Raw genomic sequence first — 23,545 nt, 5'->3', positions numbered from 1 at the left:
TGCGCGGTCCATTGCAAAGTAGCGACGGGTATAGCGGCGTTGGCGGTAAATAAATATCGCGGGCAAAAAAAAGACCTGCGCAAGCGCAGGTCAGGATAAACCCGCGTCGGTTATCAGGTGCCCGACTTGATCTTGGTCCAGGCCCGGGTCCGCGCGCGCTCGGCATCGCGCGGCAGCGGTTGCAGGGTGTAGAGCGTACCCATCGCCGCATCGGTCGGGTACAGGTTCGGGTTGTTGCGGATCGCCGGGTCGACCAGCTCCGTGGCGTCCTTGTTCGGGTTCGGGTAACCGACAAAGTCACTGACCGGTGCAATCACCTGCGGCTGTAGCAGGTAGTTGATGAAGGTGTAGGCGTCTTCGGGGTTTTTCGCCCCCTTCGGAATCGCCAGCATGTCGAACCAGATCGGCGCGCCTTCCTTCGGCAAACGCATGTCGACGACCACCCCATTCTTGGCTTCCTTGGCGCGATTGGCGGCTTGCGAGAAGCTGCCGGAATAGCCGACTGCGACACAGATGTCACCGTTGGCAATGTCGGCCATGTACTTGGACGAGTGGAAGTAGGTGATGTATGGACGGATCTTCATCAGCAGTGCTTCAGCCTTGTCATAGTCCGCAGGCTTCTTGCTGTTGGGGTCCAGGCCGAGGTGTTGCAGGGCCAGCGGCAGGATCTCCGAGGGCGAGTCGAGCAGGGCGACGCCGCACTGCTTGAGCTTGCTGATGTTTTCTTCCTTGAAGATCAGGTCCCAGCTATCTACCGGCGCGTCGGCGCCCAGGGCTGCCTTGACCTTGTCCGGGTTGAAGCCGATCAGGATGGTCCCGTACATGTAAGGCACGGCGAACTTGTTGCTCGGGTCGTTGGCTTCGATCAGCTTCATCAGCTTGGGATCGAGGTGGTTCCAGTTCGGCAGCTTGCTGCGGTCCAGGGGCTGGAATACGCCGGCTTCGATTTGCTTGGCAAGGAACACGTTGGACGGCACCACCACGTCGTAGCCGGAGTTGCCGGTCAGCAGCTTGGCTTCCAGTGCTTCGTTGGTGTCGAAGATGTCGTAGACCAGTTTGGTCTGGGCGTTCTGGGCCTTGAAGTCTTCCAGGGCCTTGGGAGTGATGTAGTCGAACCAGTTGTAGACGCGCAGGGTTCGCTCTTCAGCGTGGGCGGCGCCACTGAGCACCGTGGCGCACAGCGCTGGAAAAATAAAACGCTTAAGACTTTTCATTCTTCTACTTCCTCATCAAGCGCTTTCAAAACCTTCGAGAACGTTCACGGCATTGATGCCGATTTCTTCCACGGCATAGCCGCCTTCCATGACGAACAGCGTGGGTTTGCCGAGCGCCGCGATGCGCTTGCCCATGGCCAGGTAATCCGGGCTGTCGAGTTTGAATTGCGAGATCGGATCATCCTTGAAGGTATCGACGCCAAGGGACACCACGACGATGTCGGCGCCGTAGCTTTTGATCTCTTTGCAGGCTTGCTCCAGCGCTGCGCTCCAGGTATCCCAGCCTGAGCCGGCGGCCAAGGGGTAGTTGAAGTTGAAGCCTTCGCCGGCACCTTCGCCCAGCTCGTCTTCATAGCCGAGGAAGAACGGAAACTCGGCTTCCGGGTGACCGTGGATCGAGGTGAACAGCACATCGCTTCGCTCGTAGAAAATCGACTGGGTGCCGTTGCCGTGGTGGTAATCGACGTCGAGGATCGCGACTTTTTTGTGGCCCTGATCGAGGAACGCCTGGGCAGCGATGGCGGCGTTGTTGAGGTAGCAATAACCACCCATCAAATCGCTGGCGGCGTGGTGTCCCGGTGGACGGCACAGGGCGAAAGCAGAACGGGCGCCGCGCTGGATTTCAGCTTGGGCGGTGAGCGCGACTTGTGCTGCGCTGTACGCCGCTTGCCAGGTGCCGGCGGTGATCGGGGCGCCGCCGTCGAAGCTGTAATAGCCGAGTTGGCCGTGCAGGCTGGTCGGTTTGATCGCACGCAAGGTGCGTGCAGGCCAGGTGTAGGGCAGCAGGTCACCGTCGGTGTTGAACTCGGTCCAGCGTGCCCAGGCACCTTTGAAGAAGTCGAGGTAGTCGCGGCTGTGAATGCGGGCGATGGGTTCAAGACCAAAATCCTTTGGCGCTTCGACTGGGCCAAGGTTCTGGTTCTGCACGCGTTGCAGCACATGATCGGCGCGCGATGGCATCTCGAAGCACGGCTTGAGCTGGCCGTCGATGAGTTCGCAGCGGCCATGGTGCAGGTGGTGATCGTCAGAGTAGATCGTCAGCATTTGTTGTTCTCCGCAGGGCTGATTCGGTTGCCCCCAGTGTTGCGGCGTACGGCGAATCGGAGAACGGCAGGAAAGGCCAAAAGGGGATCGATATGGCCAAAACATTTGACCGAAATTCGCCCCTTGATAATGCGGAGCTCTCGCGGCCGCCTTCGCGAGCAAGCTCGCTCCCACAGGTGAGCCTCAGCGTCCGCGATTTTTTGCAAGACGCATACCCCTTGTGGGAGCGAGCTTGCTCGCGATGGCGGCAGATCGCTCACTACAGCCCTCAGGGCCGGAACTGACTCGGCGCCACACCACTCCAGCGCACAAAGGCATGGCGAAAACTCGCGGTCTCGCTGAAGCCCAACGCTTCGGCAATCTGATAGATCGGCAATTGATCCTCGCAAAGCATTTGCTTGGCCTGCTCGAAGCGCAGTTCGTCGAGCAGCTCCTGGTAGCTGCAACCCATGTCCTTGAGATGCCGGCGCAAGGTCCGCGCCGAACAGTTCATTTGCTCGGCCAGCCCCTCCAGCCCGGGCGCGGCATTCAGTTGCGCGCTGAGCAATTGGCGGATCCGCCCGAGCCAGGCCTGGCGCCCGGTGAACTCGATGTTCTGTTTGCGACAACGTTCGGCCATGGCCTGATGGGTGATCACATCGGCCAGCGGCAACGGCTGGTCGAGCCAGCGCTTGTCAAAGGCGAAGGCATTGTTGCGCGCGCCGAAGTGCACAGGGCAATCGAAGTGTTCGGCGTAGCTTGTCTCGTAGTCGGGCGCGGCATGTTCGAAGCGTGCGCCGAGCAAGGGCAAAGGATGGCCGAGCAGGTCGTCGCAGGTGACTTTCAGCGACACCAGGCAGAACTCGGCGTTGAACACCGCCATGGTCGGGCTCTCGCGGTAATCGGCGGCGGCGAACCAGATGCGCTCACCATCGTCTTCAAGGCTCAGTTCGAAAAGTGTTCCCAGCAGCGCCGGATAACGCATCGCCAGACGCAAAGCGTCACCGAAGGTGGCACTGGTGAGCAAGGCGTAACCGAGCATGCCGTAGCAGGAGACGTGCATCCGCCGGCCCAGTTCCAGGCCGATGTCACGCTTGAGCGCGACGGCGTTGGCACAGACCTGCATTTCCTGATTGGTGGTGATACGCGTGTCGGCACGGTTCAGATCTGCCGCACTGATGCCGCTTCCGGCCAGCAGTGCTTCGCTGGACAAGCCTTGTGCCTTGAAGGCATCGAGTACCAGGGAGACGGCATTGAGGGTGGTGAGGTGGGAGTGGAGCATAAGGACTTCCAGCCTTGGGATAGCTGGAACACAGCAAGTTATATGCCGAGCGCTGGAAACTGTAGGAGCGAGCCCGCTCGCGAAAAGCCTGAGAGCGCCGCGGGGTGCCAGGCTCCCGGCGTTATCGTTAACGACCATCGCTAGCGAGCTCGCTCCTACACGTGGTGTGGTGTGTCAGCTCAATTCGCCGCAGAGGTCGAGTTCAACGAGACGGCGAACCTCGGCCGCTTCGAGTCCGGCTCCCAGCAAGCCATGCAACTTGCCAAACGCCGCCTCACGGGTCATGCCGCCACCGGACAGCACGCCAACGCCACGCAGGCGGCTGCCTGCCTCATACACGTCGAGCTTCACGCCACCTTCATGGCATTGGGTAACGGCAACCACCACCACGCCGTTGTCCCGTGCACGGCCGAGGCTGGCGAGGAACTCTGGATTGTCGCTCGGCCCGGTGCCGCTGCCGTAGCACTCCAGCACCAGACCTTGAATGCCGCTGTCGAGCAAACCATCCAGCACCTCGGCGCTAATGCCGGGAAACAGTGGCAATACCGCGACCTTCGCCAATTGCTTCGGCTGGTTGTAGTTCAGTTGTGCCGGAATCGAGGCCGCTTTCACACCGCCGCCCTGACGCACCAGTCGCTTGAAGGGATGACGGCCAAAACTGCGCACCTTGGCGCAACGGGTCGGGTCCAGCAGTTCGCCATGGAAGTACAGATGCACGCCCGGCGCCAGGCCTTGGCCCATCGCAACCAGCGCGCCGCCGAGGTTTTCCCAGGCGTCGCTGTCAGTTACACCTGCCGGCAGCATCGAGCCGGTGAAGCACACGCGGGCATGCAGGCCGAGCAACTGGAAACTCATCGCGGCCGCGCTGTAGGCCAGGGTGTCGGTGCCATGCAGGATCAGCACGCTGTCGCAGCCCTGAACATCCACCGCATCGACCACTGCTTCACGCAACTGCTGCCAGTACGTCGGAGTCATGTTGGCACTGTCGATCAGCGGCGACATTTCACGGAAACGCCATTGCGGTACCACCAGCTCAGGCTGGCTGTGCAGATAGTCACGCATCCGCGCTTCGAAGCCGGACGCCGGGGCCAGGCCGTTGGCGCTGGCCTGCATACCGATGGTGCCACCGGTGTAGAGCACCATGACGTGCTGGGCGGCGGGGTAGGTCGACGAATTCATGAAGATTCTCCGAAAGGAAGAGTTCCTGTGGGAGCGAGCTTGCTCGCGATAGCGGTATGTCAGACATCGCTCTATTGACTGACAGTGCGCCATCGCGAGCAAGCTCGCTCCCACAGTTTTTCGAACTTTAACTGACGGGCGCACGCGATGCGCCCGTCATTCACCTGTCAGCGTTGCGCTGCGGGTACGCCTTGCGGCTCAACTTCAGTCTTGCCGACAGCGGCAGGCGGGTTGGCCGGCCACGCCTGGCGATCCAGATCCAGATCCGGGAACTTGGCGGAGTCGAACACCGGAGTCTTGATCCCGGCGGCGCGTTGGTCATCGTAGTCACGCAGGATGCGCATGCCGACCTTGAACAGCAGGAAGAGCGCGATCAGGTTGACGAACGCGAGCATGGTCATGGTGATGTCGGCGAAAGCGAACACGGTGCCGAGGTTTTCGATGGCGCCCCAGAAAATCAGCACCAGTACCAGCGCGCGATAGCCCATCAGCGCTTTGCGGTTTTCACCGATCAAAAAGCGCAGGTTGTTCTCACCCAGGTAGTAGTTGTAGAGGATCGAGGTGAACACGAACAACGCCAGGGCTACGGAGATGAACATCCGGCCCCAGTCACCGACCACGGCGGCCAGCGAGTTCTGGGTCAGGGCAATGCCGTCGCCTTCGAAGCCTGGGGTGTAGAAACCGGAGAGCAGAATCAGCAACGCGGTGCAGGTGCAGATCACGAAGGTATCGAGGAACACGCTGAACGCCTGGACCACGCCTTGCGCCACCGGGTGTTCGACCGCTGCAACCGCCGCCACGTTAGGTGCACTGCCCAGACCTGCTTCGTTGGCGAACACGCCACGCTTCACGCCCATGATAATGGCGCTGCCGATCAGGCCACCGAAAGCCTGGTCCAGACCGAAGGCGCTCTTGACGATGGTCATCAGCATGTCCGGCACCTGGTCGAACTGCAGCACGATCACGTAGATGGTCACGCCGATGTACGCCAGGGTTTTCACCGGCACCAACAGGTCGGCGACCTTGGCGATGCGCTTGATCCCGCCGATGAACACCAGGCCCAGCAGTACGGCCAGGCCGATGCCGGTGTAAGTGGTGTCGAGGCCGAACGCGTTGTTCAGCGAGTGCGTCACAGCGTGGGCTTGCAGGCCGTTGAAGGCGAAGCCGAACGTCACCAGCAACAGGAACGCCATCAGCATGCCCAACCAGCGTTTTTGCAAACCGTGCTGGATGTAATAGGACGGGCCACCGCGGAACTGGCCTTCGGAATCGCAGCGCTTGTAGAGCTGGCCGAGGGAGCATTCGAAGAAACTGCTGGACATGCCGACCAGCGCGGTCACCCACATCCAGAACACCGCACCTGGGCCACCGAGGGTCACGGCAATGCCGACACCGGCGATGTTGCCCGCACCGACGCGGCCGGCGAGGCTGAGCATCAGGGCCTGGAACGAGCTCAGTTGCCCGGCGCTGCTTTTGAGGCTGTCGCGGAACACCGCGAACATATGGAAGAAGTGACGCAATTGAACGAAACGCGAGCGGATCGTGAAGTAGCTACCGAGCCCGACAATGAGCACGATCAGTACTTTCCCTGAGAGGAAGTCGTTAATGACTTCGAGCATGGATTATTCCTCGCTGTTTTTTGTGTAGGCAACAATGCTGGCCGGACAGACACATCGAGTTACACCCCTTGGCGCACGGCACAATGGGCGGTACGAAGTTCGTCCCGGTTTCATATCGCGGGTTTGTTATTAGTTCGGGTTTCGCATGGGTTGTGGCCTCGCTACCGACGACCGCTCATGCGAAGAGGGGCGGCACTATACCGATGACAGTGCCGTCCGTCTGCACGGTTGTGGTGCATGCGGTGAAACGAAGCCTTTGAAACACCTGACATTTTTGCTGTCAGGCTCTTGTGGGAGCGAGCCTGCTCGCGATGCAGGCGCCACGGTTTTACAGCTGCACCGTGTCATCGTTCATCGCGAGCAGGCTCGCTCCCACAGTAGACGTGTGTCCTTTCAAACAGTTAAAAAAAAGGGCCTGGGGACTAAATCCCCAAGCCCTCAAAAGGTGAGAGGTGTCTAGTCCCTCGACCTGGTGAGCGGTGCTACAAGTAACGCGTCGGGTTATGCCTTCAGAGGCACCAGACGCGGAGCAATCATGTTTTCCGGGCGCAGGATGTCGGCGAGCATGGCTTCGTCGAGCAGACCTTCTTCGCGCACCAGTTCCAGCACGCCACGGCCGCTTTCAAGGGCGAGGCCGGCGATGCGGGTGGCATTTTTGTAGCCGATGTACGGGTTCAGTGCGGTGACCAGGCCGATCGAGTGCTCGACCAGTTCACGGCAGCGTGCTTCGTTGGCGGTGATGCCGACGATGCAGTGCTCGCGCAGCATGTCCATGGCGCGTTGCAGCAGGCGGATCGAGTCGAAGATCTTGAAGGCGATCAGCGGCTCCATCACGTTCAGTTGCAGTTGGCCGCCTTCGGCCGCGATGGTCAGGGCCAGGTCGTTACCGATGATCTGGAACGCTACCTGGTTGACCGCTTCCGGAATAACCGGGTTGACCTTGCCTGGCATGATCGAGCTGCCTGGCTGACGCGCCGGCAGGTTGATCTCGTTGATGCCGGTGCGTGGGCCGCTGGACAGCAGGCGCAGGTCGTTGCAGATCTTCGACAGCTTGACCGCGGTACGCTTGAGCATGCCGGAGAACAGCACGAAGGCGCCCATGTCGGAGGTGGCTTCGATCAGGTCGGCGGCCGGTACCAGCGGTTGACCGCTGATTACTGCCAGACGCTGAACGGCCAGGTGCTGGTAACGCGGGTCGGCGTTGATGCCGGTGCCGATCGCGGTGCCGCCCAGGTTAACTTCCGTCAGCACTTCCGGTGCCAGAGTCTTCAGGCGTGCGAGGTCTTCACCCAAGGTAGTGGCGAACGCACGGAATTCCTGACCCAGGGTCATCGGAACGGCGTCTTGCAGTTGGGTACGACCCATCTTCAGGACGTGGTTGAATTCTTCACCCTTGGCCGCGAACGCCTGAATCAGGCTGTCGAGGCTGGCGAGCAGGGCGTCGTGACCGAGCAACAGACCCAGACGGATCGCCGTCGGGTAGGCGTCGTTGGTCGACTGCGCCATGTTCACGTCGTCGTTCGGGTGCAGGTACTGATACTCGCCTTTCTGGTGACCCATGGCCTCCAGTGCGATGTTGGCGATGACTTCGTTGGCATTCATGTTGGTCGAAGTGCCAGCACCGCCTTGAATCATGTCCACCACGAACTCTTCGTGGAAGTCGCCGCGGATCAAACGTGCACAAGCTTCGCTGATGGCGGCGTGCTTGGCTTCGCTCAGGTGACCCAACTCACGGTTGGCGTCGGCAGCGGCCTGTTTAACCATGGCCAGACCGACAACCAGTTTCGGATAGTGCGAAATCGGAACGCCCGAAAGGCGGAAGTTATTCACCGCTCGCAGGGTCTGGATGCCGTAATACGCTTGAGCCGGTACTTCGAGGGCGCCAAGCAGGTCATTTTCTGTGCGGAATGATGCAGCGGAGGACATGATAGAAATCATCTCAATATGGACCCGGTCTGTGCCGGAACGCTGTGAATGCTAGGCTTGTGTAGAATTTTGGGCCAATGCTGTTAAGCACTAGCCTATGCACATTCGGCATAATGCCCGTGTGACGCCGGCTTGACGGCGAACGTGTGACCTAAATTGGTGCGTGTCCGGGAGGACGTGATGAATCTGGAAAGCAAATGGCTGGAGGACTTCAGTGCCCTGGCCGCCACCCGCAGTTTCTCCCAGGCCGCCGAGCGGCGTTTTGTGACGCAGCCGGCGTTCAGTCGGCGAATCCGCAGCCTTGAAGCCGCGTTGGGGCTGACCCTGGTCAACCGTTCGCGCACGCCGGTGGAGCTGACGGCGGCAGGGCAATTGTTTCTGGTCACCGCGCGCACCGTGGTCGAACAGCTGGGCGAAGTATTGCGCCATCTGCATCACTTGGAGGGCGGGCAGGGCGAAGTGATGCAGGTCGCTGCCGCGCACTCCCTGGCGCTCGGTTTCTTTCCGCGCTGGATCGCGCAGTTGCGCAACGAAGGTTTGAACATCGCCACGCGGCTGGTGGCGACCAACGTCGGTGACGCCGTGCATGCCTTGCGCGAAGGCGGCTGCGATCTGATGCTGGCGTTCTATGATCCGGATGCGGCGATGCAGATGGACCCCGAAATCTTCCCCTCGCTACACCTTGGCCACACCGAGATGCTGCCGGTCTGCGCGGCAGACGCCGAGGGCAAGCCGCTGTTCGATCTGGAAGGCGAGGGCAGCGTGCCGCTGTTGGCCTACAGCGCCGGTGCGTTCCTCGGTCGTTCGGTGAACATGTTGCTGCGCCAACGGGCGCTGCGCTTCACCACCATCTACGAAACTGCGATGGCCGACAGCCTGAAAAGCATGGCTCTTGAAGGCCTGGGCATTGCCTGGGTGCCACAACTGAGCGTGCGTGCCGAACTGGCGCGCGGTGAACTGGTGGTCTGCGGAGGGCCGCAATGGCATGTGCCGCTGGAAATTCGTCTCTACCGCTGCGCCCTTGTGCGCAAGGCCAATGTGCGGTTGTTGTGGCGCAAACTGGAAGGCGGAGCGGCGGGTTCTGCTTCCTGAGGGCGAAGCGTGATCAAGGCCAATCGAGTTGGCCTTGATCTGTCGAAAACGGCGTCAATCAGATCAAGGGTACTGATTGAGGTAATTGCGAATGTTCTCTTCGTTTTTCTTGCTGAAGGTAAAAGCTGACTTGCGTGCAGTTTTGTACATTATCGATTTGTAGGTTCCGTAGTAGGTCGAAACGTTTTCATCGCTGTCTTCATGAGCAGCGTTAAGCATATGCCCAACCTCATGGGATGCAGTTAATTTCGATGTAATCGAGGCAATACCCATCACGCCCGGTTGTTGAGCAACACCCAGCGTAGTTTTATTGATGTCGTCGCGCGTTAATAGCAAATACAAATCGATGGAGGCATCGTAAGTGGTGCGATCTTGATTTCCCAGATGGGTAAGAAGAGCATCCTGAAATTTATCCATCAAGCGCTCAATATTATCCGACTTATAGTTGAAGCTGCTTAATGTTAAGGCGTCTGAAGGTTGTATTAAATTAACGTCCATTGTGCGGCCTGAGATTCGGGAGACCGTATCTGCCAGCCAGTCGAAATAATCTTGGTGGAGCAAGTCTTCGTTAATGCCTTTCAGATCTTCGTGCAGGAAGACGTTAAGCTTGATCGGTCGTTTTGACATAATGGGTTCCATTGGGTTTATCAAGACATAAGTGGCTGAATTGAAGTTGGTGAAGTGGTCGATTAATAAGGTGTGAGTTCAGTGTGAATTAAATAATACAGAATAATTTTGTTCTCAGTTCGACGATGCTGAAGGCATCATCACTTGTGGGGAATCATGATTTACGTATGTGTGGTTGTTTTTCAAGGTTTATATTCAGGATGGTATTGAGCAGTTGTCTTTCAAAGGACTTTGGATCGGTGCAGAGTTGTTGTCGGAATTTATAGCTTTTGGCTAGAAGCTGATTATTTCCATCCATCATTCGTACTCAAGACATGCATAATACGTAGCTTGCAGGTTTTTTGACGCGCCTGCGGGCGACGAAGTGCGCAAAACTTTCAGGGGTTTTCTTGATGGATAATCCAGGAGTTATCAGTTTACGCTCGCCAAATAATTTTTTATGTTCTGTCGGTTGGCAGGACTGAATATATAACAGTTTGATGTAATACCTCCGGGCTTTGGTGTCATATAAGTTTCACACCACCAGCCGTTGAATTGAGTTTCATAGTCCTCATGCCTTGCACCCAGTAAGTGTCCAATTTCATGGGCGACATTTATGTAGTTGATCAGTGATGCAATTGCGCTATTTCCGGAAAAAAACGGTGGGTAAACACGAGCGATGCCCGCTATCTTGCTGTTCAAGCTTTCGTTGGTGACTAAAAGCACTTTGGTCAGTCGGTCCGTTTTGAACCCTTCTGCACGCCTTTCCTCTAAATAGCCGAAGCACATGTTTTCCCAGCGCGACGAGGTCATTTGCTCGTTTTCGTTCTTATAATCAAAGTTGCTGTAGGGCGCGAGTCGGCCAAAAACTACGTGGACTTTTCGCTCGATAAAACTTTGCAGTTCGGTTGTGAATGGCTGGAAATGGTCAGCATAAAGGTTTTTTCGTGTTGATTCCGGTACGTCATCATGAATGATCACGAAAATAGTAATTGCTTTTTTCTCAGTGGGAGCGCTAATTGGGTTCATCCGTGAATCCTTTAGTTGTCTTGGGGTTGTTGCAGGTTTGGTTTGTTTTGAGGTTTCTATAAGTTTAATCTAATGGCGGTGTTTTGTTTTTGCGAGTTGGGGATTGTTGCGTTCTATTGCATGGAATTAATATTTATAGAATTTTAGGCACTGGAAGTTTTGGATCTTATTGTGAGTAATCAAGTCGTCATCTGAAATAGCTGTCTCGGCTGACTTTTGAGTCAGTTAATAACTCCGGCAAGGTGAATGACAGATGGTCGCGACAGGGGCTGTTTATCTGTCGTATTGCGGTATACTGCGCGGCCTTCGGCCGGTTACGACCGGCCATAATTCGTACAATCAAGCCACGCATCCTGCGTGGCTTGTTGTTTTTTGATGCGCCTGCGGGCGCCCAGAGAGAAGAGGCACGACGATGAGTGCACTGGTTGGCGTGATCATGGGCTCCAAGTCCGATTGGTCCACCCTTAGCCACACCGCCGATATGCTGGAAAAGCTCGGCATCCCCTACGAGGTGAAAGTGGTTTCTGCCCACCGCACCCCGGACCTGCTGTTCCAGTACGCTGAAGAAGCCGAGGCGCGTGGCATCGAGGTGATCATCGCCGGTGCCGGTGGCGCGGCCCATTTGCCTGGCATGTGTGCGGCCAAGACCCACCTGCCGGTGCTGGGCGTACCAGTACAATCGGCAATGCTGTCGGGCGTTGATTCGCTGCTATCCATTGTGCAGATGCCGGCGGGCATTCCGGTCGCCACCCTGGCCATCGGCAAGGCGGGCGCGATCAACGCGGCGCTGCTGTCGGCGAGTATCCTTGGCGCCAAGCACCCGCAGTTCCACGCGGTGCTGAAAACCTTCCGTGCTGAGCAGACAGACAGTGTCCTGGACAATCCAGACCCACGCATCGCCTGAGGTTGTTGACGATGAAGATCGGTGTAATCGGTGGCGGCCAGTTGGGTCGCATGTTGGCGCTGGCGGGCACTCCGCTGGGCATGAACTTCGCTTTCCTGGACCCGGCTCCGGATGCTTGCGCAGCCGCGTTGGGCGAACACCTGCGAGCCGATTACGGCGATCAGGATCACCTGCGCCAGCTGGCCGATGAAGTCGATCTGGTGACCTTCGAGTTCGAAAGCGTTCCGGCCGAGACCGTGGCCTTCCTGTCGCAATTCGTCCCGGTCTATCCGAGCGCCGAAGCGCTGCGCATCGCCCGCGATCGTTGGTTCGAGAAGAGCATGTTCAAGGACCTGGGGATTCCTACCCCGGCGTTCGCCGACATTCAGTCCCAGGCTGACCTGGACGCCGCCGTGGCTTCCATCGGCCTGCCGGCAGTGCTGAAGACCCGTACTTTGGGTTACGACGGCAAGGGTCAGAAAGTCCTGCGCACGCCAGAAGATGTGGTTGGCACCTTTGCCGAGCTGGGCAGCGTGGCCTGTCTGCTGGAAGGCTTCGTGCCGTTCACCGGTGAAGTCTCGCTGATCGCCGTGCGTGCCCGCGACGGTGAAACCCGCTTCTATCCGCTGGTACACAACACCCACGACAGCGGCATCCTCAAGCTGTCCGTGGCCAGCACCGATCACCCGCTGCAAGCCTTGGCCGAAGACTACTCCAGCCGTGTGCTCAAGCAACTGGATTACGTGGGCGTGATGGCGTTCGAGTTCTTTGAAGTCGACGGCGGCCTCAAGGCCAACGAAATCGCCCCGCGAGTGCACAACTCCGGGCACTGGACCACCGAAGGCGCCGAGTGCAGCCAGTTCGAAAACCACCTGCGGGCCGTTGCCGGGCTGCCGTTGGGTTCGACGGCCAAGGTCGGCGAAAGCGCGATGCTCAACTTCATCGGCAAAGTGCCTGAGACCGAGAAGGTCCTGACCATCGCCGATTGCCATCTGCATCACTATGGCAAGGCGTTCAAGGTCGGTCGCAAGGTCGGTCACGCCAACCTTCGTTGTGCAGACCGCGAGACGCTGACGGCCCAGATTCTCAAGGTTGAAGCACTGATAGCCGAATAGTATTTATGTGCAACGGTGGAACCTTCAGGTTGCACCGTTCTCTCATGGCAGGTCACGAAAGTCTGACTAGGCTTTCCAATAGCGACTTCATTGAGAGGGGAATGCCATGGGAATTATCGGAACCATCTTTATCGGCTTGATCGTCGGTCTGCTGGCACGGTTCCTGAAACCGGGCGATGACAGCATGGGCTGGATCATGACGATCCTGCTCGGCATCGGCGGTTCGCTGGCGGCCACTTACGGCGGTCAAGCCCTGGGCATCTATCAGGCCGGCCAAGGCGCAGGCTTCATCGGTGCGCTGGTGGGCGCCGTTGTGTTGCTGGTGATCTACGGCCTAGTCAAAAAGAACTGATCCAGGCGACAAAGTCCTCTCGGCCGCACAAGCCGGGAGGGCTAGAATGCTCGGCGTTTCCTGATCCTTCCTATACCGAGCACCTTCATGCGCCGTCTTCTGCTGACTCTACTTTTGTTGGGAACGGGCCTTGCCCATGCCGGTGAACTGCCGGAAACCGACTGGCTCGAATTGATGCCCAAGTCGGACCAGAAGGCCCTCGAGGCCATGCCTGAAATCGACCACAACTCCCCTGAAGCCAATGGCACTTTCACCGACAAGGGTGGGATGAAGCAGGCCAAAGGCTTGCCGGCGGTGATGTACTCGACCAAGACCGTTGCGTCGATGAACGACAAGAACATCCGCATTGGCGGTTACCCCGTGCCGCTGGAGTCCGATGCCAAGGGCCGCAGTACGTTGTTCTTCCTGGTGCCGTACCCGGGCGCGTGCATCCACGTGCCGCCGCCGCCGCCCAACCAACTGGTGCTGGTGCGCTATCCAAAGGGCCTGAAACTGAACGATATCTACACGCCGCTGTGGGTCACCGGCACGCTGAAGGTCGAGAAGGTCAGCAATGACTTGGCGGATGCGGCGTATGCGCTGGATGCGGCGACGGTACGGGTGGTGAAAGAGTCGGATTTGTAACGCGCCGTCAGATGGCATGGCACAAAAAACTGTGGGAGCGAGCGTGCTCGCGATGAGGCCATAACATTCAACATTCATGTTGCCTGTTACACCGCCATCGCGAGCAAGCTCGCTCCCACATTGGTTTTGTGGTGTTGCTTAGAGCGGCTTGCTACCGACGCTCACACCCAGGGTATGGCTGGCCCCTGGTTTCAGGTTCACCACATCGTCCATCACGTTCGCTGTCTCGATGCACAGCATGCGCTGCCAACCGTCGTCGGCCATGTCGCTGAACGCGGCGGCGCGGTCGATCCATGGGTTCCAGATCACCGCGGTGCGCGAGCCCATGCTGGTCAGTTCGATGCGTCGCTCCCAGGCCGGATCGACGATGCTCAGCAGTGGCGGGGCATCGAGATAGATGCGGTCGGTTTCGCCGGTAAAACGCAAATCACCGGTCTGGGTTACGGTTTTCCAGTTATCCAGGGTTTCGATGTACTTGAGACCGCCCACACCTTCGACATGCACCTCGCGCACATCGCTGACGGCAAAATAGCTGTGCAGCGCCTGGCTGATGCTGACGGTTTCAGCGCCCCGGTTATGGCTGGTCAGGTGGATGTGCAACTGCTCGTCGAGGCGAATGCTCAGCGTCAAGTCCACCTGGTGCGGCCAGCCAGGAAAGCCGCCGTCGGGGTAGGGCAGGAGGAATTCGACTTTCAGGCTTTCGCCTTCGGCTTCGATGCCGCCCAGCTCCCAATCCATCGCTCGCACGAAGCCGTGAGCCGACGGCGCTTCATTGCTGACGCGCATCGCCTGCACGCTTTGCGGGTTACGGTCGAAGACGCCGAACCACGGCCAGCACACCGGCACGCCGGCACGTATGCTCTTGCCGGTCTTGAATACGGCCTCGTCATTGAGCCAGATCAGCGGCGGCTGGCCGGCCAGTTGATAGCTGAGGATGTGCGCGCCTTGCTGGGCCACCAGTAATTCAGCCTGACCGTGGCGAATTCGCCAGCAGTTCAGTTCATCCAGTTTTACGGCTTCAACATTGGGCGTGCTCATGGGACAGCTCTCGATCAGTAACGTGGACGACTATCGACCGCAAAACGGCTACCAGGTTTAGAAGTTCTTTCAGCGAGCCCGGGGTGGAACCGAACGGGTGCGACCGCTGCCGTCGATGGCAACGAACACAAACACCGCTTCGGTTACTTTACGCCACTCGCTGGACAGTGGGTCGTCGCTCCAGACCTCGACCATCATCTTGATCGAGCTGCGGCCGATTTCCAGGGCCTGGGTATAAAAGGAGAGCTGAGCGCCCACCGCCACCGGAACCAGAAACGCCATGCGGTCGATTGCAACGGTGGCAACGCGTCCGCCGGCGACCTTGCTGGCCATCGCGGTGCCTGCCAAATCCATCTGCGCCACCAGCCAGCCGCCGAAAATATCGCCAAAGCCGTTGGTTTCGCGTGGGAGCGCGGTGATTTGCAAGGCCAGGTCGCCTTGCGGGATCGGATCTTCTTGTTCGAGTTCTATCATGCCGGGGGGCCTCTGACCCGTGACTCTTCGTTGGTATTGCTGGTGGTAGCCGTCTTCGGGAAAAACGATTCAGCACCGAACATACTACGTTCGTCACGTTTTCCATCAGGCGCCTAAAGGGAAACTCTGCGAAATCGCCTATGAACCTGACAGGCGCTTTCGCACAGCAACCCCTCAAAAACCGGAGCAGGCTTTGAGTATATCGGTCGGTAGACTCCGCGACGACCGTCCGGTTCTCATTTTGACTGTCAAAAACGCACCTCTATGTGCTTTTTCGAACAATTTGCTATCGTGCCGGACCTGCCCAAACCTCAGCCAGCGTTGTTGAGGTAGCAGATCCGACTATAAGAGAAGCCCTTGCCATGACCACAGCGCCCTCGAGCATCGCGCAGCCAGACCAACCCGCACGTCCGCTGACGCGCAACGACTACAAGACTCTATCGCTGTCGGCCCTGGGTGGCGCGCTGGAGTTCTACGATTTCATCATCTTCGTGTTCTTCGCTACGGTGGTGGGCAAGTTGTTCTTCCCGGCGGACATGCCTGAGTGGCTACGCCTGATGCAGACCTTCGGCATCTTCGCCGCCGGCTACCTGGCGCGGCCGCTGGGCGGCATCGTGATGGCGCACTTCGGTGACCTGCTGGGCCGCAAGAAAATGTTCACTCTGAGCATTTTCATGATGGCGGTGCCGACCTTGATCATGGGTTTGCTGCCGACTTATGCGCAGATCGGCATGTGGGCGCCTATCCTGCTGCTGTTGATGCGGGTGATCCAGGGCGCGGCCATTGGCGGTGAAGTGCCGGGTGCATGGGTCTTCGTTTCCGAACACGTGCCGCAACGGCATATCGGCTATGCCTGCGGGACCCTGACCAGCGGCCTGACGGCGGGCATCCTGCTCGGTTCGCTGGTCGCCACGGCGATCAACAGTATCTACACCCCGGTGGAAGTAGCGGATTACGCCTGGCGAATTCCGTTCCTGCTGGGTGGCGTGTTCGGTCTGTTCTCGGTGTACCTGCGTCGCTGGCTGCACGAAACCCCGGTGTTCGCCGAGCTGCAACAGCGCAAGGCCCTGGCCGAAGAAGTGCCGCTGCGTGCGGTGTTGCGTGACCATCGTGGCGCCATCGCCATTTCGATGCTGCTGACCTGGCTGCTGTCGGCCGCCATCGTGGTGTTGATCCTGATGACACCGACTGTGTTGCAGACGGTCTATCACTTCTCGCCAACCACGTCCCTGCAGGCGAACAGCGTGGCGATCGTGTTCCTGAGTTTTGGTTGCATCATTGCCGGCGCACTGGCCGATCGCTTCGGTGCGGGACGAGTCTTCGTGATCGGCTGTACCGCATTGCTGGCCAGTTCCTGGACCTTCTACCACAGCCTGGCCGATCATCCCGACTGGCTATTCCCGATGTATGCCCTGACCGGTCTGCTGGTCGGCACCATCGGCGCGGTGCCGTATGTGATGGTCAAGGCGTTCCCGCCGGTGGTGCGTTTCAGCGGCCTGTCGTTCTCCTACAACGTCGCCTACGCGATTTTCGGTGGTCTGACGCCGATGATCGTCAGCCTGTTGCTCAAGGAAAGTGCGATGGGGCCTGCCTATTATGTGGCGGTGCTGTGCGGGGTGGGGATCCTGGTCGGCGCCTGGCTATGGAAGAAAGGCCGTTGATCCGTTAGTAGTGGCAACGGCGGGCGCTGCGCTCTCGGCTAAATCCAGCCAATTCCAACATTTACAGTTACAACTGAAAGGCCAGCCTTCCGAGCGGAATGCTGGCCTTTCATCCAATTGTCATATTTCAGCCATAGAGTGTTCACACGGCCTGCTGATACTTGGCCCCGACTTAACACACCCTATCTGCTAGGAGTAAGGCATGAAACTGAAGCGTTTGATGGCGGCAATGACTTTTGTCGCTGCTGGCGTTGCGACTGCCAACGCGGTTGCCGCTGTTGACCCTGCTATCCCGAGCTACACCAAGACCACTGGTGTGTCGGGCAACCTGTCCAGCGTCGGCTCCGATACCCTGGCCAACCTCATGACCCTCTGGGCTGAGAACTACAAAAAAGAATACCCGAACGTAAACATCCAGATTCAGGCCGCCGGTTCTTCTACCGCGCCACCTGCGCTGACCGAAGGCACCGCTAACCTGGGTCCGATGAGCCGCAAAATGAAGGACAACGAGCTGCAGGCCTTCGAAACCAAATACGGTTACAAGCCAACCGCTATTCCGGTTGCCGTGGATGCCTTGGCCGTATTCGTGCACAAGGACAACCCGATCAAGCATATGACCATGGAACAGGTCGATGCGGTCTTCTCGTCCACCCGTCTGTGCGGCGGCAAAGCTGACGTCAAAACCTGGGGTGACCTGGGTGTGACCGGCGACCTGGCCAACAAGCCGGTTCAGCTGTTCGGTCGTAACTCGGTATCCGGCACTTATGGCTACTTCAAGGAAGAAGCCCTGTGCAAAGGTGACTTCAAGCCAAACGTCAACGAACAGCCAGGCTCGGCTTCGGTTGTGCAGTCGATCAGCTCCTCGCTGAACGGCATCGGTTACTCGGGTATCGGTTACAAGACTGCCAGCGTGAAGACGGTGGCCCTGGCCAAGAAAGGCAGCACCGAGTTTGTTGAAGACACTGAAGAAAACGCCCTGAACGGCAAGTACCCGCTGTCGCGCTTCCTGTACGTGTACGTCAACAAAGCCCCGAACAAGCCTTTGGCTCCGCTGGAAGCTGAGTTCGTGAAGCTGGTTCTGTCCAAACAGGGCCAGGAAGTTGTGGTGAAAGACGGCTACATCCCACTGCCAGCCAAGGTTGCTGCAAAGGCACTGGCTGACCTGGGTCTGGCGGAAGGCGGCACTGCAGTCGTAAAAAAGTAACAAATTGAGTCCGGGGTGAATCCTTCCGGACTCAAGTAAAAGGCCGGATCTGCTTGCAGGCCGGCCTTTTACACACCTCAAATTTTCGATCCTCTGCCAGTCCCGCTGGCGGTGGATTTGGTGCGTCACTGCATTGTCATCTTTCTGTCATACAGGATCGCTAGGGTGAGCGCATGAATGATCTGGCCAATTCCAACATGACTACTAATCCCCCCAAGCGAATTGACTTCAATACGCCTGAGCTGCAACGCAAGCGCCGCATTCGCGCGCTCAAAGATCGCTTCACCCGTTGGTACGTCCTCATCGGCGGCCTGGCGGTGCTGGCAGCCATCACCCTGATCTTCTTCTTCCTCGCCTATGTTGTTGCGCCGCTGTTCCAGGGTGCCGACCTGACCGCGAAAGAGTCCATTACCCCGGCCTGGATGCAGGACGCTGGCAAGCCACTGATGATCTCGCTCGAAGAGCAGAATCAGGTGGCCATGCGCGTTTCCGACAAGGGCCAGGCGTTGTTCTTCGATATCGACAGTGGCGCTGAATTGAAGCGCGTCGATCTGTCGATCCCGGCCGGCACCACCGTGACCTCCATCGGTGAAGACCAGCCAGGTCACCCGCTGGTGGCCGTAGGTCTGTCCAACGGTCAGGCCCTGGTGTTCCGTCACACCTATAAAGTCAGCTACCCGGAAGGCAAGAAAACCATCACCCCGGCCGTCGAGTACCCGTACGGCGAAACGCCAATCGCGGTCAACGAAGCCGGCGGTGCGCTGGAACACGTCAGCCTCAACGCCAATGATTCGACCCTGATGCTGGTCGGCTCCACCGGTTCGCAACTCAATGTTCTGTCGCTGACCAGCGAAGAGAACATGATGACCGGCGAAGTCACCAACGAGCAGAAACGCATCGAACTGCCGCAAATGACCGAGCCGGTGAAGAATATTTTCGTCGACCCGCGTCAGCAGTGGCTTTACGTGGTCAACGGGCGTGCCCAGGCCGACGTGTTCAGCCTGCGCGACAAGAGCCTCAACGGTCGCTACAAACTGCTTGAAGACGGTGAGGCTCAAGTCACCGCCAGCACCCAACTGGTGGGCGGCATCTCGCTGATCATCGGTGACTCCAAAGGCGGCCTGGCCCAGTGGTTCATGGCGCGCGACCCCGATGGCGAGCAACGCCTGAAGCAGATCCGCACCTTCCAGATGGGCACCACGCCTATCGTTGAAATCACAGCCGAAGAGCGCCGCAAGGGCTTCGTCGCCCTCGACGCTTCCGGCAAGCTCGGCGTGTTCCACAGCACTGCCCACCGCACTTTGCTGGTGGAACCGGTCGCTGAAGGCCAGGGCATTTTCGGTCTGTCGCCGCGCGCCAACCGTGTGATCGTGGAAGCTGGCGGCAAGTTGCACCCGCTGCTGCTCGACAACCCGCACCCGGAAGTCTCGTGGAGCGCGCTGTGGAGCAAGGTCTGGTACGAGAACTACGACGAGCCTAAATACGTCTGGCAATCGACCGCCGCCAACACCGACTTCGAACCCAAGCTGAGCCTGTCACCGCTGACCTTCGGTACCCTGAAAGCCGCGTTCTACGCCATGCTGCTGGCCGCTCCACTGGCCGTTGCCGCTGCGATCTACACCGCGTACTTCATGGCTCCCGGCATGCGCCGCAAGGTCAAGCCGGTGATCGAGCTGATGGAAGCGATGCCGACGGTGATCCTCGGTTTCTTCGCTGGCCTGTTCCTCGCGCCCTATGTGGAAGGGCATTTGCCGGGCATCTTCAGCCTGCTGATGTTGCTGCCGATCGGCATCCTGGTCGCCGGTTTCACCTTCAGCCGCCTGCCTGAGTCGATCCGCCTGAAAGTCCCGGATGGCTGGGAAAGTGCGCTGCTGATTCCGGTGATCCTGTTCGTGGGCTGGCTGTCGCTGTACATGAGCCCGTTCATGGAGAACTGGTTCTTCGGTGGCGACATGCGCATGTGGATCTCCCACGACCTGGGCATCACCTACGACCAGCGCAACGCCCTGGTAGTGGGCCTGGCCATGGGCTTCGCGGTCATCCCGAACATCTACTCCATCGCCGAAGACGCCGTGTTCAGCGTGCCTCGCGGTCTGACCCTGGGCTCCCTGGCCCTCGGTGCCACACCGTGGCAGACCATGACTCGCGTGGTGATCCTCACCGCGAGCCCGGGCATCTTCTCGGCGCTGATGATCGGCATGGGTCGTGCGGTCGGTGAAACCATGATCGTGTTGATGGCCACCGGTAACACCCCGGTCATGGAAATGAACCTGTTCGAAGGCCTGCGCACCCTGGCGGCCAACGTTGCAGTGGAAATGCCCGAATCGGAAGTCGGCGGCAGCCACTACCGCGTGCTGTTCCTCTCGGCGCTGGTGCTGCTGTTGTTCACCTTCGTCATGAACACCCTCGCAGAACTGATTCGTCAGCGTCTGCGCAAGAAATACTCGTCGCTTTAAGAAAGGTAGAAGTCTGTGAAACAGAACTCCCTGAAAGGATGGTTCAAGAGCGGCGCCCCCGGCGTCTGGATCAGCGGTGGCGCGGTGTCCATCGCGGTCATCATGACCATTGGCCTGCTGGCAGTGATTGCCGTGCGTGGCCTGGGTCACTTCTGGCCGGCGGATCTGATCCACGCCAGCTATGACGTGCCGGGCCAGGGCCAACACCTGGTCATTGGCGAAGTGGTGCAGAAAGAAGAAGTGCCACGTGCCCGACTGAAGAGCGCCGGCCTGCCGGTGCCTGACGAAGGCCCGGAGTTCATGACCCGCGAGCTGATCAAGGTCGGCAACCGTGATCTGAACGGCAACGACTTCACCTGGATCGTCGGCGAGTGGCTGACCCAGCAAACGACGCCGCCGGAGTTGATGGCCATCGAGCGTCGTGAGTGGGGTAACTTCTACGGTTACCTGGTCAACGTCAAACAGGATGGCAAAGTCGTCGCTGAAGGCGAAGCTGCATGGCCTGAGTTGCAGGCCCGTGTCGACCGCGTCAACAAGCTTGCTGCGCAACTGAAGTCACTGGAAAAGAGTGATATTGGTGCGATCAACGCAGGTCTGGAGCGCATCCGTCTGCACGGCCGCAAGCTGGAGCTGGAAGGTAAACTCGACGCAACCGCACAAGCGGACATGGAATCCGAGCGCGCTGAGCTGAACGCCCGCTATCAGGATATCGAAGCACGTCTGACTGACTTGCATGCACAGTTCAACCGCGACGCTTTGACAGCCCGCGACGCCAATGGCAAAGAAATCGAAATCGGTCTGGGCAAAGTGGTTCACGCCTACCAGCCGAACGCCATGAGCACCTTCACCAAGATCGGTTTTTATTTCAGCAAGATCTGGGAGTTCCTGTCCGACGACCCGCGTGAAGCAAACACAGAAGGCGGGATTTTCCCGGCGATTTTCGGCACCGTGATGATGACCCTGATCATGGCGATGATCGTGACTCCGTTCGGCGTGTTGGCAGCGGTTTACTTGCGTGAATACGCCAAGCAGAACGCGCTGACCCGAATCATCCGCATCGCGGTGAACAACCTGGCGGGTGTTCCGGCGATCGTTTACGGCGTGTTCGGCCTGGGCTTCTTCGTCTATGTGCTGGGCGGCTCGCTCGACCGTCTGTTCTTCCCGGAAGCACTGCCGGCACCGACCTTCGGTACGCCGGGTCTGCTCTGGGCCTCGCTGACCCTGGCGCTGCTGGCGGTGCCTGTGGTGATCGTGGCCACCGAAGAAGGCCTGGCGCGGATTCCTCGCACCGTGCGTGAAGGCTCGTTGGCCCTCGGCGCGACCAAGGCTGAAACCTTGTGGAAGATCGTGCTGCCGATGGCCAGCCCGGCGATGATGACCGGCATGATCCTCGCCGTGGCTCGCGCCGCGGGTGAAGTGGCGCCGCTGATGCTGGTGGGTGTAGTGAAACTGGCGCCGTCGCTGCCGGTGGACGGTAACTACCCGTACCTGCATCTGGACCAGAAGATCATGCACCTGGGCTTCCACATCTATGACGTCGGCTTCCAGAGCCCGAACGTCGAAGCCGCGCGACCGCTGGTGTACGCCACGGCGTTGCTGTTGGTGCTGGTGATTGCGACATTGAACCTGTCGGCGGTGTACATCCGTAACCACCTGCGCGAGAAGTACAAGGCGCTGGATAGCTGATAACACCCTGTAGGAGCGAGCCTGCTCGCGAAGAAGGTACATCCGACACATTTTCTGTGTCTGAACGACCATCGCGAGCAGGCTCGCTCCTACAGAAAGAATTGTGTAACCGCGGGCCTTGGCCAGTGGCAACCGAACCGAATTTGTTAGCACAGGGAGCCTCCCATGCAGCACGAAGCACATACCCACGGCATCAACATGTCGGCGCTGGGTCGCGACAAACAGAGCCTGAACCTCGAGCAGGAAACCGTAGCCATCGAAGTGCCGGGCCTGAGCCTGTTCTACGGCGAAAAACAAGCGCTGTACGACGTCAGCATGAACATCCCGAAACAGCGCGTGACCGCCTTCATCGGCCCGTCCGGCTGTGGCAAGTCCACGCTGCTGCGTACCTTCAACCGCATGAACGATCTGGTTGACGGCTGCCGCGTTGAAGGCGAGATCAACCTGTACGGCAACAACATCTATCGCAAGGGCGAAGACGTGGCCGAACTGCGTCGTCGCGTCGGCATGGTGTTCCAGAAGCCCAACCCGTTCCCGAAAACCATCTACGAAAACGTGGTTTACGGCCTGCGTATCCAGGGCATCAACAAGAAGCGCGTCCTCGACGAAGCCGTCGAGTGGGCTTTGAAAGGCGCGGCACTGTGGGACGAGGTCAAGGACCGTCTGCACGAGTCGGCACTGGGTCTGTCCGGTGGTCAGCAGCAACGTCTGGTGATCGCCCGCACCATTGCCGTGGAACCGGAAGTACTGTTGCTCGACGAACCGTGCTCGGCACTCGACCCGATCTCCACGCTGAAAGTCGAAGAGCTGATCTACGAACTGAAATCCAAGTTCACCATCGTGATCGTGACCCACAACATGCAACAGGCGGCGCGGGTGTCCGACTACACCGCCTTCATGTACATGGGCAAGCTGGTCGAGTTTGGCGACACCGATACCCTGTTCACCAATCCGGCGAAGAAGCAGACCGAAGACTACATCACTGGTCGGTATGGCTAGTTGAGGCCGCCGCGAGCTACAAGCTGCAAGCGGCAAGAAAGAAGCGGTGCGATTCCAGGACTTGTACATAACTGCTTGAAGCT

20 protein-coding genes are annotated in these 23,545 nt (G+C 58.9%); 10 read left to right on the top strand and 10 right to left on the bottom strand.

Features of this window, described 5'->3' with window-relative positions; translation table 11 throughout:
- Window positions 1-113 precede the first annotated feature (113 nt).
- The 6 genes from PSJE_RS19280 to PSJE_RS19255 all read right to left on the bottom strand — a co-directional run bounded on the left by PSJE_RS19280 (window position 114) and on the right by PSJE_RS19255 (window position 8,243).
- Window positions 114-1,214, bottom strand: coding sequence for a polyamine ABC transporter substrate-binding protein (locus tag PSJE_RS19280; protein WP_090452201.1), 1,101 nt, complete (start codon window positions 1,212-1,214; stop codon window positions 114-116).
- A 15-nt stretch (window positions 1,215-1,229) separates the two neighbouring features.
- A complete protein-coding gene (locus tag PSJE_RS19275; RefSeq protein ID WP_090452199.1) occupies window positions 1,230-2,258 on the bottom strand; it encodes a histone deacetylase family protein in 1,029 nt (342 codons plus the stop codon).
- Between the two features lie 268 nt (window positions 2,259-2,526).
- Window positions 2,527-3,519 (bottom strand): AraC family transcriptional regulator, encoded by a 993-nt coding sequence (locus tag PSJE_RS19270; protein WP_090452197.1) that lies wholly within the window; start codon window positions 3,517-3,519, stop codon window positions 2,527-2,529.
- 174 nt (window positions 3,520-3,693) lie between these two features.
- Complete coding sequence (locus tag PSJE_RS19265) at window positions 3,694-4,698, bottom strand: asparaginase (RefSeq protein WP_057712712.1); 1,005 nt, start codon at window positions 4,696-4,698, stop codon at window positions 3,694-3,696.
- Between the two features lie 167 nt (window positions 4,699-4,865).
- Window positions 4,866-6,317: an alanine/glycine:cation symporter family protein gene (locus tag PSJE_RS19260; RefSeq protein ID WP_090452195.1), complete on the bottom strand. Its 1,452-nt coding sequence runs from the start codon at window positions 6,315-6,317 to the stop codon at window positions 4,866-4,868.
- Window positions 6,318-6,818: 501 nt separating this feature from the next.
- A complete protein-coding gene (locus PSJE_RS19255) occupies window positions 6,819-8,243 on the bottom strand; it encodes an aspartate ammonia-lyase (protein ID WP_046038891.1) in 1,425 nt (474 codons plus the stop codon).
- Window positions 8,244-8,423: 180 nt separating this feature from the next.
- Here PSJE_RS19255 and PSJE_RS19250 point away from each other — a divergent pair, with 180 nt between their 5' ends.
- Window positions 8,424-9,335: a LysR substrate-binding domain-containing protein gene (locus tag PSJE_RS19250; RefSeq protein WP_090452193.1), complete on the top strand. Its 912-nt coding sequence runs from the start codon at window positions 8,424-8,426 to the stop codon at window positions 9,333-9,335.
- A 63-nt stretch (window positions 9,336-9,398) separates the two neighbouring features.
- On the opposite strand, the gene PSJE_RS19245 is transcribed toward PSJE_RS19250, so the two are convergent.
- Together PSJE_RS19245 and PSJE_RS19240 are read right to left on the bottom strand one after the other, a co-directional pair.
- The gene (locus tag PSJE_RS19245) at window positions 9,399-9,962 is read right to left on the bottom strand and encodes a zinc metalloprotease (protein WP_090452191.1); all 564 of its coding nucleotides are present in this window, start codon (window positions 9,960-9,962) and stop codon (window positions 9,399-9,401) included.
- A 411-nt stretch (window positions 9,963-10,373) separates the two neighbouring features.
- Window positions 10,374-10,970: a zinc metalloprotease gene (locus tag PSJE_RS19240; protein WP_090452189.1), complete on the bottom strand. Its 597-nt coding sequence runs from the start codon at window positions 10,968-10,970 to the stop codon at window positions 10,374-10,376.
- Between the two features lie 412 nt (window positions 10,971-11,382).
- Between PSJE_RS19240 and purE the strand changes: the two genes are divergently transcribed.
- The 4 genes from purE to PSJE_RS19220 all read left to right on the top strand — a co-directional run bounded on the left by purE (window position 11,383) and on the right by PSJE_RS19220 (window position 13,944).
- On the top strand, window positions 11,383-11,874 hold the full coding sequence (purE, locus tag PSJE_RS19235) for a 5-(carboxyamino)imidazole ribonucleotide mutase (RefSeq protein WP_046038893.1): 492 nt from the start codon (window positions 11,383-11,385) through the stop codon (window positions 11,872-11,874).
- Window positions 11,875-11,885: 11 nt separating this feature from the next.
- A complete protein-coding gene (locus tag PSJE_RS19230; protein ID WP_090452187.1) occupies window positions 11,886-12,968 on the top strand; it encodes a 5-(carboxyamino)imidazole ribonucleotide synthase in 1,083 nt (360 codons plus the stop codon).
- A gap of 106 nt (window positions 12,969-13,074) precedes the next feature.
- Complete coding sequence (locus PSJE_RS19225) at window positions 13,075-13,320, top strand: GlsB/YeaQ/YmgE family stress response membrane protein (protein WP_007928514.1); 246 nt, start codon at window positions 13,075-13,077, stop codon at window positions 13,318-13,320.
- 87 nt (window positions 13,321-13,407) lie between these two features.
- A complete protein-coding gene (locus tag PSJE_RS19220) occupies window positions 13,408-13,944 on the top strand; it encodes a DUF3299 domain-containing protein (protein ID WP_090452186.1) in 537 nt (178 codons plus the stop codon).
- Window positions 13,945-14,082: 138 nt separating this feature from the next.
- Here PSJE_RS19220 and PSJE_RS19215 read toward each other — a convergent pair whose 3' ends face one another.
- Together PSJE_RS19215 and PSJE_RS19210 are read right to left on the bottom strand one after the other, a co-directional pair.
- Complete coding sequence (locus PSJE_RS19215) at window positions 14,083-14,982, bottom strand: D-hexose-6-phosphate mutarotase (RefSeq protein WP_090452184.1); 900 nt, start codon at window positions 14,980-14,982, stop codon at window positions 14,083-14,085.
- Window positions 14,983-15,051: 69 nt separating this feature from the next.
- Window positions 15,052-15,456 (bottom strand): acyl-CoA thioesterase, encoded by a 405-nt coding sequence (locus tag PSJE_RS19210; RefSeq protein ID WP_007942704.1) that lies wholly within the window; start codon window positions 15,454-15,456, stop codon window positions 15,052-15,054.
- Between the two features lie 362 nt (window positions 15,457-15,818).
- On the opposite strand from PSJE_RS19210, the gene PSJE_RS19205 reads away from it, so the two are divergent.
- The 5 genes from PSJE_RS19205 to pstB all read left to right on the top strand — a co-directional run bounded on the left by PSJE_RS19205 (window position 15,819) and on the right by pstB (window position 23,462).
- Window positions 15,819-17,117: an MFS transporter gene (locus tag PSJE_RS19205; protein WP_057712720.1), complete on the top strand. Its 1,299-nt coding sequence runs from the start codon at window positions 15,819-15,821 to the stop codon at window positions 17,115-17,117.
- A 202-nt stretch (window positions 17,118-17,319) separates the two neighbouring features.
- Window positions 17,320-18,321 carry a phosphate ABC transporter substrate-binding protein PstS gene (locus PSJE_RS19200; protein WP_057712721.1) on the top strand — a complete coding sequence of 334 codons (1,002 nt, stop codon included), beginning with the start codon at window positions 17,320-17,322 and terminating at the stop codon, window positions 18,319-18,321.
- 422 nt (window positions 18,322-18,743) lie between these two features.
- The gene (locus PSJE_RS19195) at window positions 18,744-20,777 is read left to right on the top strand and encodes an ABC transporter permease subunit (protein WP_191622239.1); all 2,034 of its coding nucleotides are present in this window, start codon (window positions 18,744-18,746) and stop codon (window positions 20,775-20,777) included.
- A 15-nt stretch (window positions 20,778-20,792) separates the two neighbouring features.
- On the top strand, window positions 20,793-22,463 hold the full coding sequence (gene pstA / locus PSJE_RS19190) for a phosphate ABC transporter permease PstA (protein ID WP_090452181.1): 1,671 nt from the start codon (window positions 20,793-20,795) through the stop codon (window positions 22,461-22,463).
- Between the two features lie 165 nt (window positions 22,464-22,628).
- A complete protein-coding gene (pstB, locus tag PSJE_RS19185; RefSeq protein WP_007971742.1) occupies window positions 22,629-23,462 on the top strand; it encodes a phosphate ABC transporter ATP-binding protein PstB in 834 nt (277 codons plus the stop codon).
- The last annotated feature ends 83 nt before the right edge of the window (window positions 23,463-23,545 follow it).

Source organism: Pseudomonas jessenii (genome assembly GCF_002236115.1).
GTDB classification, from domain to species: Bacteria; Pseudomonadota; Gammaproteobacteria; order Pseudomonadales; family Pseudomonadaceae; genus Aquipseudomonas; species Aquipseudomonas jessenii.
Note: the sequence above shows the minus strand (reverse complement) of the source record. Positions and strands in the feature narration are given on the sequence as shown.

What these genes read in the sequence shown, in the direction of transcription:
- PSJE_RS19225 (WP_007928514.1), top strand. Translation starts at nt 13,075, where the DNA reads ATGGGAATTATCGGAACCATCTTTATCGGCTTGATCGTCGGTCTGCTG.
- PSJE_RS19215 (WP_090452184.1), bottom strand. Translation starts at nt 14,982, where the DNA reads ATGAGCACGCCCAATGTTGAAGCCGTAAAACTGGATGAACTGAACTGC.
- PSJE_RS19280 (WP_090452201.1), bottom strand. Translation starts at nt 1,214, where the DNA reads ATGAAAAGTCTTAAGCGTTTTATTTTTCCAGCGCTGTGCGCCACGGTG.
- PSJE_RS19220 (WP_090452186.1), top strand. Translation starts at nt 13,408, where the DNA reads ATGCGCCGTCTTCTGCTGACTCTACTTTTGTTGGGAACGGGCCTTGCC.
- PSJE_RS19205 (WP_057712720.1), top strand. Translation starts at nt 15,819, where the DNA reads ATGACCACAGCGCCCTCGAGCATCGCGCAGCCAGACCAACCCGCACGT.
- PSJE_RS19275 (WP_090452199.1), bottom strand. Translation starts at nt 2,258, where the DNA reads ATGCTGACGATCTACTCTGACGATCACCACCTGCACCATGGCCGCTGC.
- PSJE_RS19255 (WP_046038891.1), bottom strand. Translation starts at nt 8,243, where the DNA reads ATGTCCTCCGCTGCATCATTCCGCACAGAAAATGACCTGCTTGGCGCC.
- PSJE_RS19240 (WP_090452189.1), bottom strand. Translation starts at nt 10,970, where the DNA reads ATGAACCCAATTAGCGCTCCCACTGAGAAAAAAGCAATTACTATTTTC.
- PSJE_RS19260 (WP_090452195.1), bottom strand. Translation starts at nt 6,317, where the DNA reads ATGCTCGAAGTCATTAACGACTTCCTCTCAGGGAAAGTACTGATCGTG.
- PSJE_RS19200 (WP_057712721.1), top strand. Translation starts at nt 17,320, where the DNA reads ATGAAACTGAAGCGTTTGATGGCGGCAATGACTTTTGTCGCTGCTGGC.
- purE (WP_046038893.1), top strand. Translation starts at nt 11,383, where the DNA reads ATGAGTGCACTGGTTGGCGTGATCATGGGCTCCAAGTCCGATTGGTCC.
- PSJE_RS19265 (WP_057712712.1), bottom strand. Translation starts at nt 4,698, where the DNA reads ATGAATTCGTCGACCTACCCCGCCGCCCAGCACGTCATGGTGCTCTAC.
- PSJE_RS19245 (WP_090452191.1), bottom strand. Translation starts at nt 9,962, where the DNA reads ATGTCAAAACGACCGATCAAGCTTAACGTCTTCCTGCACGAAGATCTG.
- PSJE_RS19230 (WP_090452187.1), top strand. Translation starts at nt 11,886, where the DNA reads ATGAAGATCGGTGTAATCGGTGGCGGCCAGTTGGGTCGCATGTTGGCG.
- PSJE_RS19195 (WP_191622239.1), top strand. Translation starts at nt 18,744, where the DNA reads ATGCAGGACGCTGGCAAGCCACTGATGATCTCGCTCGAAGAGCAGAAT.
- PSJE_RS19210 (WP_007942704.1), bottom strand. Translation starts at nt 15,456, where the DNA reads ATGATAGAACTCGAACAAGAAGATCCGATCCCGCAAGGCGACCTGGCC.
- pstB (WP_007971742.1), top strand. Translation starts at nt 22,629, where the DNA reads ATGCAGCACGAAGCACATACCCACGGCATCAACATGTCGGCGCTGGGT.
- PSJE_RS19270 (WP_090452197.1), bottom strand. Translation starts at nt 3,519, where the DNA reads ATGCTCCACTCCCACCTCACCACCCTCAATGCCGTCTCCCTGGTACTC.
- PSJE_RS19250 (WP_090452193.1), top strand. Translation starts at nt 8,424, where the DNA reads ATGAATCTGGAAAGCAAATGGCTGGAGGACTTCAGTGCCCTGGCCGCC.